At 67.4% G+C, this 14,301-nt stretch carries 9 protein-coding genes; 8 read left to right on the top strand and 1 reads right to left on the bottom strand.

What is annotated here, in order from left to right:
- Nucleotides 1-451: 451 nt before the first annotated feature.
- Nucleotides 452-5,599 carry a VCBS repeat-containing protein gene (locus tag KF791_13775; GenBank protein ID MBX3733651.1) on the top strand — a complete coding sequence of 1,716 codons (5,148 nt, stop codon included), beginning with the start codon at nucleotides 452-454 and terminating at the stop codon, nucleotides 5,597-5,599.
- Between the two features lie 137 nt (nucleotides 5,600-5,736).
- On the opposite strand, the gene KF791_13770 is transcribed toward KF791_13775, so the two are convergent.
- Complete coding sequence (locus tag KF791_13770; protein ID MBX3733650.1) at nucleotides 5,737-6,129, bottom strand: hypothetical protein; 393 nt, start codon at nucleotides 6,127-6,129, stop codon at nucleotides 5,737-5,739.
- A 138-nt stretch (nucleotides 6,130-6,267) separates the two neighbouring features.
- On the opposite strand from KF791_13770, the gene KF791_13765 reads away from it, so the two are divergent.
- From KF791_13765 to KF791_13735, 7 genes are all read left to right on the top strand, one after another.
- Nucleotides 6,268-6,606 carry a helix-turn-helix transcriptional regulator gene (locus tag KF791_13765; GenBank protein MBX3733649.1) on the top strand — a complete coding sequence of 113 codons (339 nt, stop codon included), beginning with the start codon at nucleotides 6,268-6,270 and terminating at the stop codon, nucleotides 6,604-6,606.
- Nucleotides 6,579-7,817, top strand: coding sequence for a hypothetical protein (locus KF791_13760; protein MBX3733648.1), 1,239 nt, complete (start codon nucleotides 6,579-6,581; stop codon nucleotides 7,815-7,817). The genes KF791_13765 and KF791_13760 overlap by 28 nt, the downstream gene beginning before the upstream one ends.
- 158 nt (nucleotides 7,818-7,975) lie before the next feature.
- Nucleotides 7,976-9,238 carry a tryptophan synthase subunit beta gene (gene trpB / locus KF791_13755; GenBank protein ID MBX3733647.1) on the top strand — a complete coding sequence of 421 codons (1,263 nt, stop codon included), beginning with the start codon at nucleotides 7,976-7,978 and terminating at the stop codon, nucleotides 9,236-9,238.
- Nucleotides 9,235-10,329, top strand: coding sequence for an S-methyl-5-thioribose-1-phosphate isomerase (mtnA, locus tag KF791_13750; protein MBX3733646.1), 1,095 nt, complete (start codon nucleotides 9,235-9,237; stop codon nucleotides 10,327-10,329). The genes trpB and mtnA overlap by 4 nt, the downstream gene beginning before the upstream one ends.
- 169 nt (nucleotides 10,330-10,498) lie before the next feature.
- On the top strand, nucleotides 10,499-11,578 hold the full coding sequence (locus KF791_13745; protein ID MBX3733645.1) for an acyltransferase: 1,080 nt from the start codon (nucleotides 10,499-10,501) through the stop codon (nucleotides 11,576-11,578).
- A gap of 251 nt (nucleotides 11,579-11,829) precedes the next feature.
- On the top strand, nucleotides 11,830-13,422 hold the full coding sequence (locus KF791_13740) for a PQQ-like beta-propeller repeat protein (protein ID MBX3733644.1): 1,593 nt from the start codon (nucleotides 11,830-11,832) through the stop codon (nucleotides 13,420-13,422).
- A 19-nt stretch (nucleotides 13,423-13,441) separates the two neighbouring features.
- Nucleotides 13,442-14,206: a prepilin-type N-terminal cleavage/methylation domain-containing protein gene (locus KF791_13735; GenBank protein ID MBX3733643.1), complete on the top strand. Its 765-nt coding sequence runs from the start codon at nucleotides 13,442-13,444 to the stop codon at nucleotides 14,204-14,206.
- The last annotated feature ends 95 nt before the right edge of the window (nucleotides 14,207-14,301 follow it).

Genomic DNA, 14,301 nt, shown 5'->3' with positions numbered 1-14,301 from the left:
TCCTTTCGAACACGGCTCGGGGTAAAGGGAAAACCCCGGCACGGAGAGCCGGGGACATCGTTCACCAAATTGGTTGATCGTCAGCTCTCCGGCGTCTTCCGGCCCGCGCTCCTTGCGACGCACACCGGCATACCGTGGGTCTCCGGCATCCCGACACAGATGCTCCAGCGCGGTGTGGGCCTGCTCCGGGCTCGCGCCAGCGGCCCGAAACACCACGCTCCATCGGGTGGTGGTGAATTCGCGGAATGGACCGAGGGGGCTTGATGCAGCCGGGGCGCACGTGGAATGCCCACCGGCTCCATTCCCGGTCACGTCAGGGGTTCGGCGGAACCCCAGCCGATCAGGTCCGCCCACCCGGCCAACTGCCGGTTTGCGAGCCGCGGGCTCCTTCCTCCATGATTCCGGTGTCCGATTGCCATTGTAGATGCCCGGGTCCGCCGCTGTCCCTGCCATGAACGTTCCTGCCCTCCCCGCAAGCCTCCTGTCCGTCCTGGTGACGGCATGCGCCCTGCCCTGTGGCGCTCACGCCGCCGCTCCGGATGGCAACCGGCTCACCGTCCTGGATGAGTTCTGCGATTTGTACCATCCCGATCACCGGTCCCCCAGGCTGACCACGCCGCAGTGGGTTGGGGAGGAAGGCGTGGAGGCGGTGCTGGTGTTTGCGATAGATGACATGCGCGAACACGGTCCCTACGAGACCTATCTCCGCCCGATCCTGAACCGTCTGAAGGCCATCGAGGGACGCGCCCCGGTGAGCATCATGGCCAATGCGATGGATCCGGCCGAGCCGCACCTTCAGCAATGGCTGGCCGAGGGGGTGACGCTGGAGACGCACACCGCGGACCATCCATGCCCGATCCTCGCCCGGGGAAACTTCGATGCCGCCAAGGACACCTACGACCGCTGCGTGGACCACGCCTTCACCGTGCCCAACAACCGCCCGGTGGCCTTCCGCACGCCCTGCATGGACGGCATCAACTCGGTCAGTCCGCGCCTCTTTGCCGAGATCCTGATGGGCGTGACCCCCCGTGGAAATTTCCTCTCCCTCAGCAGCTCGATCGGCATGCTGCCGACCCCGGCGGACCCGGACCTGCCGCGCGAACTGGTCCTGGACGGGTCCGGACAGCCCCGTTTCGAGAAGTATCTGCCCCCCGGCTACATCAATTACATCCGGGATCACCCCTACCCGTACCTCATCGGCAACCGGTTCTGGGAGCTGCCCTTTGCCATTCCGGACGACTACGAGGGATTTCGAATCCACGGGGAAAAGCACCCGCAAACCCTCGCCGACATGAAGGCGGCGGTGGACATCGCGGTCCTCAAGCAGGGAATCTGGGTGATGACCTTCCATCCCTACGCGTGGATTGGGAGCGATCAGGTGATCGAGATCGTGGATCACGCCGTCGCACATCACGGGCGCAAGGTGAAGATCCTGAATTTCCGCGACGTGCAGGAGCGGCTCGAGCGCCATCTGCTGGCCGGCCACGGCGTCCGGGACCCGGATGGCGGGGACAACGGTGTGCGACTGCTCGATCTCAATCTCGACGGTTTCCTCGATGTGGTGGTCGCCAATGACAACGCCCGCATCACCCGGGTTTGGGATCCGTCAGAAAAACGCTGGGTGGATGGCGATTTCCCCGCGCCCCTGGTCACCCGTGCGGACGGCGGTCCGTCGCGATCCACCGGCGGACGCTTCGGCATCGTGGATCCCTCGGGGCGGCCGTGCCTGCTGGTCGCCGACGAGACGCGGCAGGGGGCCTGGCAGTTTGATGGTCGGGAATGGACCGGGGCACCCCTGTTGCTGGCGGGCCTTGAAATCGAGGGACGCCCGGTAAGGACCAGCACGGGCGGACGCGACCAGGGCGTGCGGTTCCGCGACGTGGATGGCGACGGAGTGACCGAACTCGTGGTGTCCAACCCCGGACAAAACCGGATCTTCCGCTGGTCCCCGGGAACGCAGCGCTGGCAGCCACTCGAATACGCGCTTCCGTCCGGGGTTTCCGTGGTGACCGCCGAGGGACGCGACAACGGGGTCCGGTTCGTGGACCTGAACCGCGACGGCCACCCGGATGTCATCGCATCGAATGAATCGGGGTTCGGGCTCTGGCTCCATGTGCCCAAGCCCTTCCTGGGTTTCGCCGCCGGCTGGTCCCGGCAGGTTCTCGCCGGCCGGCGCGGGGAGCGACCGCAGATTCCGATGATCGTCAAGGGCGGCCCGCATCCGAACTACGGTGCGTGGTTCGCTCACGACCACCTTTGGGTCCAGAACGAGGACACCGCCCAGCTCCCGGACCTCGTGGACCGCGTGTCGTTCGCCGACCTCCTCAACGGCCTGCAACCCCCACCGCTCGACCCCGCAGCCTCCCTCGCCGCCATCGAAGTCGCTCCGGACCATGTCGTCGAACTCGTCGCCCACGAGCCCGCGGTGCTCGATCCGGTGGACTTTCAGTGGGACGCCCACGGGACGCTCTGGGTGGTGGAAATGGGCGACTATCCGAACGGCGTGGAGGGGAGGCCGGGCGGCGTGGTGCGACGGCTCCGGGATGCCGACGGTGACGGCTTCTACGAGGAATCGAGCGTGTTCGCCGACCACCTGAATTTCCCAACGGGGATTCTTCCGTGGCGGAGCGGCGTCCTGGTGAGTGCCGCGCCGGACCTGTTGTTCCTCGAGGATCGCGACGGCGACGGGCGGGCGGATTTCTCGGAGGTGCTCCTCACCGGATTCGGGGAGGGCAACCAGCAGCATCGTTTCAACGGGTTCGAGCTGGGACTCGATCACTGGATTCATGGCGCCAACGGCGACAGCGGCGGCACGATCACCTCGACGCGAACCGGCACGACCGTGGACCTCGGCACCCGAGACTTCCGGTTCCGTCCCGATACCGGGGAATTCCGACTCACCGCCGGCCAGACCCAGTTCGGACGGCGCCGGGACGACTGGGGCAACTGGTTCGGGGGCGCCAATTACACCTGGGGCTGGCACTACTTCCTCGACGAAGATGACGTCATCCGCAATCCGGACCTGCCGGTGCGCACGATGCGACGCTCGCTGGCACAAGGTCCGGATGCCGGCCGGGTTTACCCAATCTCCCGGCTCCAACAGCGGTTCAACGACGTCGGGATGTCCGGCCATGTGACCTCGGCGGCCACCTTCGGTCCGTACCGTGACTCGCTGTTCGGACCGGAGTTCGAGCGGTCGCTGTTCATCGCGGAACCGTCGCACAACCTGGTCCACCGGATGCCCCTCGAGCCCGATGGAGTCAGCTTCACCGCCACCGAACCACCGGCCGATACCGGGCAGCCGCGCGAGTTTCTCGCGTCCCGCGATCCGTGGTTCCGTCCCGTGAACGTGCGGACCGGTCCCGACGGCGCGCTCTACATCGCCGACATGTACCGTCTGGTGATCGAGCATCCGGAATGGATCCCCGATGATGTGAAGGCGCGGATCCATGTCCGGGCCGGTTCGGATCGCGGGCGGCTGTACCGGGTGCGTCCGCGCAACGCATCCCTCCGCAAGATTCCGAACCTCGCCGGACTCGATCCCACTGCACTCGTCCAGGCGCTGGACAGCCCCAACGGCTGGCAGCGCGACACCGTCCATCGCCTCCTGCTCGAACAGCGCCCGGCCGCCGCGATCCCGGAACTCGCGCGCCTTGCCGTTGCGGCAAAGGACCCCAGGGTGCGGCTGCAGGCCTGGTGCGTGTTGGACGGGCTGGGCGGTCTCACCGATGCGCTTGGCGTCCAGGCCCTGGGCGACCCACATCCTGCCGTGCGGGAACACGCGATCCGCCTCGCCCGCCCTGCCGTGGCGTCCGGAACCGCGAGTTCCGCGCGAATCCGTGCCCTGCTCGACCTCGCGAACGACGACTGGATCCGCGTCCGGTTCCAACTGGCGCTGGCCCTCGGGGACTGGGACGCCCCACGCGCCGCCGAAGTTCTGGCGGCCCTCGCGATGCGGGACCATGCCCACGAGGACCTGGTCACCGCCGTGCTGACTTCCTCAGGCCGCCATCCCGAGGCCGTGCTGGAATTCATCTTGACCGCCTCCCCGGAGGACCAGCCGCTTGGAAGGCTTGTGGAAACCCTCGCCCGGCAGATTGCCGGGAACGGGGATGCCGCGGCGGCGGCACGGGTGCTGGCGCGGGTCGCGGACGGAGGTTCCAAACCGCCGTCCGGATGGCGTCTGCGCGCCGTGGGCGCCCTGCTTGAGGCGGCGCCGGACACTTTCACTCCGCCAGAAATGACCGCCTGGCTCGCCGGCGCGCGCCAGCGCGCCCGGGAGGACGCCGCGCCCATTTCGGACCGGCTGGCTGCCCTGCGTCTGATGGGGCGCGATGAACGGGAGTCGGGCGAGGACCTCGCGACCTTGCTCGACCTGATGACTCCCCAAACTCCATTGGAGCTGCAGCAGGCGGCCGTGGAGCGATGCGGCGTCCTTGCGGCGGACCGCGTGGCCACGGCGCTGCTGCTTCGATGGCGCGACGCCGGACCCCAGCTTCGCGGTGCCATGGCGAGGACGCTCTTGCGGCGGGCGCCATCGGCCGAGGCGATGGTGGATGCCGTGGCACGAGGCCAGCTGACACCTGCGGACCTCGGGGCGGCTATCCGCCAGGAATTGCTCCGGTTCCCCGACGAGCGCATTCGCACACGCGCTGCGACCCTGCTCACGGCCGCACACTCCGATCGGCGTGCCGTGGTCGTTGCCGCGCTGGCATCGGTGGCCCCACTTGCCGGCGATCCGGAGCGTGGCCACCTGCGGTTTGATGCCCACTGCGCGACCTGTCACCGGGCCGGGGCGGTCGGCGGGGGAGCCGGACCCAACCTGGCGATGCTGTACGATCACGGGCTTGAGGCGGTGCTCACGGCGATCCTGGATCCCAACCTTGCCGTGGAAGATCGCTATCGCACCTACACGGCCACATTGCGTTCCGGGGACCAGATCACCGGTCTGCTCCTCGCCGAGACCGGCGGCAGCATCACCCTGATGGAACTGAACGGGTCTGAATCCACCGTGTTGCGGCGCGATCTCCAGGCCCTGACGTCCAGCGACCGGTCCCTGATGCCCGAGGGATTTGAGGAGATCTTGACGCCTCCGGACCTCGCGGACCTTGTCGCCTTCCTCCGCGCCAGCGCCACGCCGCCCAGGAAGTTTGCCGGCAATGAGCCCTCAGTGGTGTCGCCGGACCCCGGTGGAATCCTGCGGTTGGCCGCGTCCGTGGCCGAGGTCCACGGCGAAGCCCTCGTTTTTGAACCGCAACACCGCAATCTGGGTTTCTGGAGCTCCCAGGGGGATCGCGCGGTCTGGACGGTGGAGATACCAACACTGGCGACCTACCGGGTATGGCTCGATTGGGCCTGTCCGCAGGCCACTGCGGGCAATGGGTTCATCCTGTCTCAGGGGGAATTCCAGGTGCACGGCCGCGTTCCGGCGACTGGCACCTGGGACGACTACCGGCAGCGCGAGTTTGGCGCCCTGATGTTGCCGCCCGGACGTCACCGCGTGGTCCTTCGCGCCGACGATGGGCTCAAGGGGAACCTCATGGACCTGCGGGAGATCCGGCTGGTCCCCGATTCCGGCACCCCGATTCCCGGGAGCTGATGCCTCCGCCGACCCGGCACCAACAAGGGCGCTGGCGCGTCGCACCAAGTCCCTGTCCAGCAGGTCTTGCTGGCAGTCGAACAATCCTCCGACGTCGAGCCAGTCACCCTCCCGTGCGGCAAGCGCCCTGTGTCGGATCAGATCTTCGGAAACAAGGCCTCGAGGGTGGGCCCGTACCGGCCACTCGTGTTCTCGAACCGCCTGTCGAGCTGGAGCAGCGCCTCCAGTGCTTCCATGGACGAGGACTTGTCAGAGAATTGGTAGCCCAGCAGATCGAGGGCCTGGAGGATTTCCACCTTGGTTAACGGGGCATCCTTGGTGACCGAGAACACCGCGTCCCCCAGGGACATTGCGTTGCGCACGCGTTTGCGCGGTTCGCGGGGGGCGGCGATGACCAACGGACTTGCCGGCGGGACCGCCATCCCACCGAGGGCAGCCTCCAGGGCTCGGAGTTCCGCCTCGAGCTCTGCCTTGCGCTCCAGCACCAGTGTGCGGAGGCGCTCGAACTCTTTCACGGGATCGGACGTCATTTTTGCGGCGGCAATCTGGAGGGTGATCCACTCCAAGCAATCCAAATCCTCCGGGACGAGGCACCTCGGATGCGGGCCGCACGAGGGACGGTCGCAAGGCGGCTTGACACGCATTGCACCGCTAGGCATAGTGTTGCCATGCTTGCGAAGGAACTCGTCGCCGCCTCGACAGTGCCGCTGGTGTTGTCCGTGTTGACTGAGGGCGAAAATTATGGGTACGCGCTCATTCAGAGGGTGCGCGAGTTGTCCGGCGGCAGGATCGAGTGGACGGAGGGGATGCTCTATCCCGTGCTGCACTGGATGCAGAAGGAGGCCATGATCGAGTCCGAGTGGCGCGAGGCCGACACCGGGCGCAAGCGGAAGTATTACCGGCTGCGCAAGGAGGGCCACCAAGCTTTGCAGGAGGAGAAACAACAGTGGCTCACCGTCCACGAAACGCTCACCAAACTATGGAATCCACAACCCCGTTTGACTTGAACGAGGCGATTCAACGCTGGCGCGAAGACCTCGCCCCGTCACCCGCCTTCCGCAGCGGCGACCTGGACGAACTGGAATCGCACTTGCGCGATGCATCAGCCCTGCTGCAAACGCGCGGGTTGACGGAACCGGAGGCGTTTCTCATCGCCTCCCGCCGGCTGGGACGGCCCGAAACGCTGGCATTGGAATTCGGAAAGGTGCATGGCGACGCCGTTTGGCGCACGCGACTGCTCTGGATGATTGCCGTCGCGATGCTTCTGGTGGCCGCCCTGGATGTGGCCCGGATTGCGGCCCAGGCGGGATTGCTCATCGGAAGCTGGGCCACCGGGAACGGTTTTCTGCAGGGCTGGTTTGGAGTTGCCGGACAGTGCGTGGTTCTCGGCCTGGGTCTTTGGCTGGTTCGCCTCGCGACGACGGGCCGCCTGCGTTTGCGTCCCCTGGCGCACCCAAACCCTTTCTGGTTCAAAAGGCCCGGCCTGACGGTCGCACTGCTGCTGACCGCTTTGGTGGTTCTGAGAGGGTCCGCCGGGTTGCTGCACGCGTTGGCGGTGGGCCGTCTGGAACCCCACGCGGTTGGCCAGGCCTTTCTCGTGATGACCACGGGGCATTCGATCCTGATTCTTTTGAGCCTGGCCGCGCTCGCCGTGATGAGTGGGGCACTCCTCCACAGGCAACGTGAAGGCCTGCACCACGGGGCTTCGCTGCCGCTGACCACCTTCCTTGTCCTGATGCTGTGCGGTCTGCCCGCCCTGGCTGCCGAGAAGGTGCCGGCGGCCCCGAATCAATCCGCGGACGCCAACGCCGCCAACGCCACCATGGATCAAGCCATGGAATCGTGGAGAGCCGGACAGAAGGCCAAAGCCGTTGAGCAATTTGTGACCGTGGATTTCAGCAAACGCCCGTTGTTTCCGGCCGGTTCGATTCTGAATTACAGCGAAGCCCAGTTTGCCGCGCTGAATCCGGCAGCCCGGGAAAAGGTGAGCCAACCGATGCTCGACGACGTTCAAGTCATCAAACAAATCGCCATGCAGGTGACGCAGGCCGCGACGGACGCGCAGGCCGGCGGCAACGGAACCCGGGCGAGCCAGTACCTGGCCCAGGTGAAGCGCTGCGGTGAAGCGCTTGAGCACCCGAATTCACTGGCGCTGCTCAAACTGGTCGGCAAGGCGCTCGTCAGAATGTCGTCCGGCACCCCCGCTCCAGGCAGGTAGGGAGACCCGGGGACGGGACCGGAGGACGCCCAATGGGACCTGTTGCTCTGCCTGCTGGGAGCCATCGCCGCCCTGCTCGTTCTCTCGAAAGCGCACGACCGTTCCCTCGCGGCGATTCCCGCCTTTTCGCCCCGGACGGAACCGGGCTACCCTCCGCAATGACCGCGTCGGCCCACCCGCAGGAGGAACCGTTTGCCAGTCCGCAGATACCCGATGCCACGGGGCATTTCGGACCCTACGGCGGCCGGTACGTCCCGGAGACCCTCATGCATCCGCTCCAGGAGCTGGAGGCGGAGTATTTCCGCGCCCAACAGGATCCGGGGTTCCAGGTGGAACTCGGCCGGTACCTCCGCGAGTTCGTTGGGCGCCCCACTCCGCTGTACCTCGCCGAGCGGCTCACCCGGGAGCTGGGCGGTGCCCGGATCTACCTCAAACGGGAGGACCTCCTCCACACCGGCGCCCACAAGATCAACAACGCCCTTGGACAGGCCCTCATCGCCCGGCGCATGGGCAAGACGCGCGTGATCGCCGAGACGGGCGCCGGACAGCATGGCGTCGCGACCGCCACCGTCGCAGCGATGTTCGGACTGAAGTGCGTGATCTACATGGGCGCGGTGGATTGCGAGCGCCAGGCGCTCAACGTGTACCGCATGAAGATGCTGGGCGCGGAGGTCGTGCCCGTCCATGCGGGCCAGCGGACCCTGAAGGAGGCGGTCAATGAGGCGATGCGGGACTGGGTCACTCATGTCCGCGGGACGCACTACATCCTCGGCACCGCCTACGGGGCGCACCCGTACCCGCTCATGGTCCGGAACTTTCACCGGGTCATCGGCGAGGAGGCCCGACGGCAGATCCTGGAGAAGGAAGGCCGCCTGCCGGACCTCCTGATCGCCTGTGTCGGCGGCGGCTCCAATGCCATCGGGCTGTTCTATCCGTTTCTCAACGACGCCGGGGTCGCCATGTGCGGCGTCGAGGCCGGCGGCCGAGGCATCCAACCGGAACAACATGCCGCGCGGTTCCACGGCGGTTCCCTGGGTGTGCTCCAGGGGACCCGGAGCTACATCCTTCAGGATCCCTTCGGACAGATCCAGCTCACCCACAGCGTCAGCGCCGGGCTGGACTACGCGGCCGTCGGTCCGGAGCACGCCTGGCTGCACGACCGGGGCCGGGTGGAGTACGCCTACGCCACCGACGACGCGGCGCTCGACGCCTTCATGCGCCTGGCGCGCCTCGAGGGGATCATTCCCGCTCTGGAGTCGGCCCACGCCGTCGCCGAGGCCATCCGGCGCGCCCCCACCCTGCCCGGCGACCGGATCGTCATCGTCAATCTCTCGGGACGCGGTGACAAGGATGTCGCCCAGGTGGCGGCGAAACTGGGCATGCAGATGCCTGTGCAGCCCGCGTTGACGTCCGCGGCATGAACGTCCTCGTCCGGGGGCGTCCGCGCCCGTACCGCACAGTCGCCTACGATGCCAGGCACAATGCGGTCCGGTTGATTGACCAGCGCGCCCTGCCGCACCGGTTTCGCGTCGTGAGCACCCCCGACGTCGCGGCCACGGTGCGGGCCATCCGGGACATGACGGTCCGCGGTGCCGGCGCCATCGGGGCAACGGCCGCCTACGGGCTGGCCCAAGCAGCCCGGGCGTTTCGCGATACCGATCCCGGGCGATTCGAAGCCCACATCGGACGCGCCTTCCACCAGCTCCGGGAAGCGCGTCCGACCGCCGTGGACCCGCTCAACGCCCTGCAGGAAGTCCGTGCCGCGATGTCCACCGGCCGCTCGGTGGAGGATCGCCAGGCCCTCGCGTGCGCGGCGGCGGAACGGTTCGCTGCGGAAAACATCGCCCAATGTCGCGCGATCGGGGAACACGGTGCCGATCTCATCCGCCCCGGCGCCACGGTGCTGACGCACTGCAATGCCGGCTGGCTGGCGTTTGTGGACATCGGCACCGCCACGGCGCCCCTCTACGCCGCCCAGGCCTGCGGACGCCGGTTCATGGTGCTCTGTGATGAGACCCGCCCCCGATGCCAGGGGGCATCCCTCACCGCATGGGAACTGGCCCAGCAGCAGATCGAGCACCGCGTGATCGCCGACAATGCCGCCGGCTGGCTGATGCAACAGGGACGCGTGGACCTGGTAATCGTCGGCGCGGACCGCGTTCTGGGCCGCACCGGCGAAGTGGCCAACAAGATCGGCACCTACACCAAGGCGGTGCTGGCAAAGCGCCACGGCATCCCGTTCTACGTTGCAATCCCGGAATCCACCCTGGACTGGACCCTCAACTCGGGCGCCGACATCCCGATCGAGGAGCGCGACGAGGCCGAGGTCCTGGGGGCAACGGGCAGCCGTCCGGGCGGCCGCAACCCGGGCATCTACGTGCGGATCGCCAACCCGGCCAGCCGCGCGCTCAACCCGGGATTCGACATCACGCCGCCGGAACTCATCACCGGCTACCTCACACCACGCGGCCTGCTGAATGCCGGCGGCCTGCGCCCTGCAGTTCCGCGGTGAGCCGGCCTTGCAGGGTCCACCCGTGGCGGCATTCGTGCCGGAGACCTCCGCTGCCCGCCTCCGTACTGGAGGAATGCCGCGATCCGGCATTCCAGAGATCAGGGCGTCCGCCGGCCCGTGGGGATTCCATTCCGGCCCCGGATCGCGGCACGATGCGGTCCGGCAGTTCATGAACGGCATCCTCCTCCTGCGTCTGGTCCTGGCCGGGCTGGTGATTCTGGCCCACAGCTGGTGGGTCCTGCTGGGGAGCGATGCGGAGGAACCGGGTATGCGCCTCACGCGGGGCGAGCGGAACTCCGGGGCGCTGGCCGTGGACGGCTTTTTCGTTCTCAGCGGAATGCTGGTCACCGCCAGCTGGCTGCGCAGCCGATCCTTCGTCGGATACCTCACCAAGCGGATCCTCCGGATTTTTCCGGGATTCCTGGGCGTCTGCCTCTTTCAGGCGTACGTGCTGGTCCCGGGGCTCGCTGGCGACTGGCGTCCGATCCTGAGCCTGTCCGCCGCGGGCCAGGTCCTGCTGTTCGCCCTTACCCTCGGGGGTGCCGGACGGGAGACCGCCCCGGGACCCACCCCATTTGCCGACCAACCCTTCACGCAACTCAACGCGTCCCTCTGGACGATCCGCCCGGAGTTTCTCTGCTATCTCCTGCTCGCCGCCCTGGGAGGGTCGGGCCTGCTGGGCCGAAGCGTCGTTCGTTGGAGCCTGCTGGGGGCCTGTGTCGCGCTCTTCGCCCTCCAGCCCGACTGGGAGTGGCACGAGTATCTCAAGGGGGTGTTCGGGACCTTCTGGTACTGGCCGCGTTTCCTGGCGTACTTCATGGCCGGCGTATGCCTGCACCATTCCGGCGACCGGTTGTCCGACGCCCCGCGCGTCTCCTGGCTGCTGGTGGCCGGCTTGCTCGCCGCCACGCTGCATCCGGTCACCTTGCGGATCGCGCTGCCCTTGCTGGGCTCCTGGCTGCTGCGCAATCTCACCCGAAGCCTTCTGCTGACGCGCCTTTCCGCCCGCCTGCCCGGTGATTTCTCCTACGGCATCTATCTCTACGGCTTTCCCTGCCAGCAGCTCCTGGTGTTCCTCACGGGGACGAACTGGAACCCGTACCTGTTTGCCCCGGCCGCATTCCTGATCACCCTCATCCCCGCGGCCTTGAGCTGGAGGTGGATCGAGAAGCCCTTCCTGGACCTGAAACCGGCGCTGGTCGGCGGGACGACTCGGGTCCTCGAGTCGGAGGACCCTTCGCGCTCGTGACGCCACCACCCCCGGGAGAGTCGCCGAACCTGAGCACGCGCCGACGCCCGGGTCCGGTGCGATTCCCGGGCCTGAATGCCCGGCGCAAACCGCAAGCCCGGCAGTTTCAAGCCGGTTGTCGGGTCAGGCGGGCGCTGCACCCGCCCCTTGGGCAAGTCATTGATAGCCCGGTGCGATCATCCGTCATGTCGCATGAAGATGCGTCAACAGATCTGCCTTGTCGGGCCTCGACAGCAACCTACTGTATGGCCATGCGCAATCAGCCCGCTTGGCTGGTGGTCGCGGCCTTGCTGATGCCGGACATCCTGACCGGTGCCGACTGGCCTCAATTTCGGGGTCCGATGCTGGACGGCTCCACCCCGGAGACGATTCGCACCAATTGGACGCAACAGCCCCTGCAGGTGGCCTGGAGCCGTGCGATCGGCCCGGGCTGGAGCGGTGCTGCGGTGGTTGGCGGGCTTCTGGTCACGCAAGCCCTGGAGACCCGGGAGTCCGGACCCCGCGAGGTCTGCCTTGCCTTCGAAGCGACAACGGGACGCCCCCTATGGTCCCGGGATGTGGAGGACGCAGCGTACGACAGCCTGGTCGGCTACGACTCCTGGCTCAACGGTCCGCGATCCACACCCACGCTGGTCGGCGACCGGGTGATCGTCCTCACCTCGCGCCTGAAGCTGTACGGCCTGGATGCGGACACGGGGGAAATCGCGTGGCAGCGGGACCTGATCGCCGAACTCGGCGGGAGCGTGATCCGGTGGCAGGCGGCGGCTTCCCCGTTGGTGGTCGGAGACCTCGTCTTTGTGAACGCCAACGCCCCCGAACGCGGACTTCTGGGCATCCGCTGGGCCGACGGCCGCACGGTCTGGCGCAACCACGACGAGCCGATGACCCACGCCTCACCGGCACTGGGCGTGATTTCAGGCGTGCCGCAGGTGATCTTTCTCACCCAGCGAGGACTGGTCGCGTTGGTACCCGAGACCGGCGAATTGCTGTGGCGCTCGGACTTTCTCCCATCCAGCACCTCAACGGCCGCCACGCCCGTGATCGCCCGGGACCATGTTTATGCCTCCGCAGCCTACAGCGCCGGGGCCTGGGGCATCCATGTCTCGCGGGCGGGGGACGGTTTCAACGCCTCCCAAGTCTGGCGGCACCGGGCCACCGCCTTCCAGAATCACTGGTCCACCCCGGTCGAGCACCAGGGACATCTCTACAGCATCGTCGAGGCCGGCACCGCGGGCGACGGGGGCGACGGGCGGTTACGCAGTCTCGCCTGTCTGGACCTCACCGCCGGGGTCAACCGATGGGTCACCACCGGGGTGGGCGCGGGGCATGTCGGACGCGGAGGCCTCCTCAAGGCCGGCGATCATGTCCTGGTGCTGTGCGAGTCGGGGGAACTTGTACTCGTGCAGCCGGACCCAGCCGCCTACGTGGAAGTGGCTCGCCAGCAAATCCTTCGAGACGGCCTGTGCTGGGGCGCCCCCACGCTCGCTGGCGGACTGTTGTTTGCCCGGAACTCCCCCCATCTGGACCGCAATGGCAACGTGGCCTCCGGCCAACTCATCGCCGTCGCGGTGGCGCCCAAACCAGACCGTTTGCCGCCGCTGACCCTGTCCGCAGGGTCCGGCCGTTCCGCGCAAACGCTGGTGGTCCGGGTCGGCGCGCACGACGGCACGCCCTTGGGCGCCTCTCACGCGCCGCGAATCGGGCTGCGCACCTCGGGTTCGCTGTCCGGACCTGCCGGAGGCTGGACCCCCATATCCGCCGCCTGGCGGGTGGTGCGTGGTGGGCTGGAGGCGGAGATCCCGGCGGCAGTGGACACGCAGTTTCTGCAGGTCCAAGGGCAGTAAACCACCCCTCCCGATTCAAATGCCGCCCGGAATTCAACCTCGTCGAGGGTTCGCGGGGTTCACCCTCATTGAGCTGCTGGTGGCCGTGGCGATCCTTGCGATCCTTGCCGGCTTGATGCTTCCGGCGCTTGCCGGGGCCCGGGAACGCGCCCGAAGGGCCGCCTGCTTGAACAACGTGCGCCAGTTCACCCTCGCCGCGTTGGTGTATGCGGGCGACCACCAGCAGACGTTGCCCGTGGCGGACACCGACAATGCCGACAAGCGCGATACCCACACGCCGATCCTATCCAGTGCCACCCGGACCCACCTGCTGCGCTACGCAACTGAACTTCGCATCCTGGACTGCCCCAATCTGACCCAATGGATGGAAAAGCGTCCGGGCTGGAGACTTCACGACGAGTACGGCACCGCTCTGGGTTACCATTACCTGGGCGGGCACTCGGCGACCCCATGGGCTCCGACCGACGCGCGGACCCAACCTTGGATTTCGCCCCGCAAGACCACCGACGACGCCCAGCTGGCCCTGGTGGCCGACCTCAACGTGGAGTGCCACAGCTACCACCGTATCCTGGCGCCCCATGCCCGATTTGGGCCGGTGGTGCGCGACGATGCTTGGTTTGACGCCCATCCGGAGGCCTTCGAGCAATCCCCACGGGACGCCGGGGCCCGGGGCGGCCACGTCGGCCTGCTGGATGGTTCGGTGTCCTGGCGGGACATCCGGCAGATGCATCGCCGGCGCGCCTCGCAGCTTTGGGAGTCGGAGGGGGCCTTTGGTTACTGGTGACCGGCGGGTTCCGGGAGAGAATTCGCCCCCCCGGACGCGGTCCTCTCTTGTCCGCCACCGGTCTTCTTCGTTAACTGCTCCCGCAACTTTTCCGG

Source organism: Verrucomicrobiia bacterium (assembly GCA_019634635.1).
Taxonomy (GTDB): domain Bacteria; phylum Verrucomicrobiota; class Verrucomicrobiia; order Limisphaerales; family UBA9464; genus UBA9464.
The sequence above is the reverse complement of the archived record's forward strand: the minus strand, read 5'-3'. Positions and strand labels throughout refer to the sequence as shown.

What these genes read in the sequence shown, in the direction of transcription:
- KF791_13735 (MBX3733643.1), top strand. Translation starts at nt 13,442, where the DNA reads ATGCCGCCCGGAATTCAACCTCGTCGAGGGTTCGCGGGGTTCACCCTC.
- KF791_13760 (MBX3733648.1), top strand. Translation starts at nt 6,579, where the DNA reads ATGGAATCCACAACCCCGTTTGACTTGAACGAGGCGATTCAACGCTGG.
- KF791_13775 (MBX3733651.1), top strand. Translation starts at nt 452, where the DNA reads ATGAACGTTCCTGCCCTCCCCGCAAGCCTCCTGTCCGTCCTGGTGACG.
- mtnA (MBX3733646.1), top strand. Translation starts at nt 9,235, where the DNA reads ATGAACGTCCTCGTCCGGGGGCGTCCGCGCCCGTACCGCACAGTCGCC.
- KF791_13770 (MBX3733650.1), bottom strand. Translation starts at nt 6,129, where the DNA reads ATGACGTCCGATCCCGTGAAAGAGTTCGAGCGCCTCCGCACACTGGTG.
- trpB (MBX3733647.1), top strand. Translation starts at nt 7,976, where the DNA reads ATGACCGCGTCGGCCCACCCGCAGGAGGAACCGTTTGCCAGTCCGCAG.
- KF791_13745 (MBX3733645.1), top strand. Translation starts at nt 10,499, where the DNA reads ATGAACGGCATCCTCCTCCTGCGTCTGGTCCTGGCCGGGCTGGTGATT.
- KF791_13765 (MBX3733649.1), top strand. Translation starts at nt 6,268, where the DNA reads ATGCTTGCGAAGGAACTCGTCGCCGCCTCGACAGTGCCGCTGGTGTTG.
- KF791_13740 (MBX3733644.1), top strand. Translation starts at nt 11,830, where the DNA reads ATGCGCAATCAGCCCGCTTGGCTGGTGGTCGCGGCCTTGCTGATGCCG.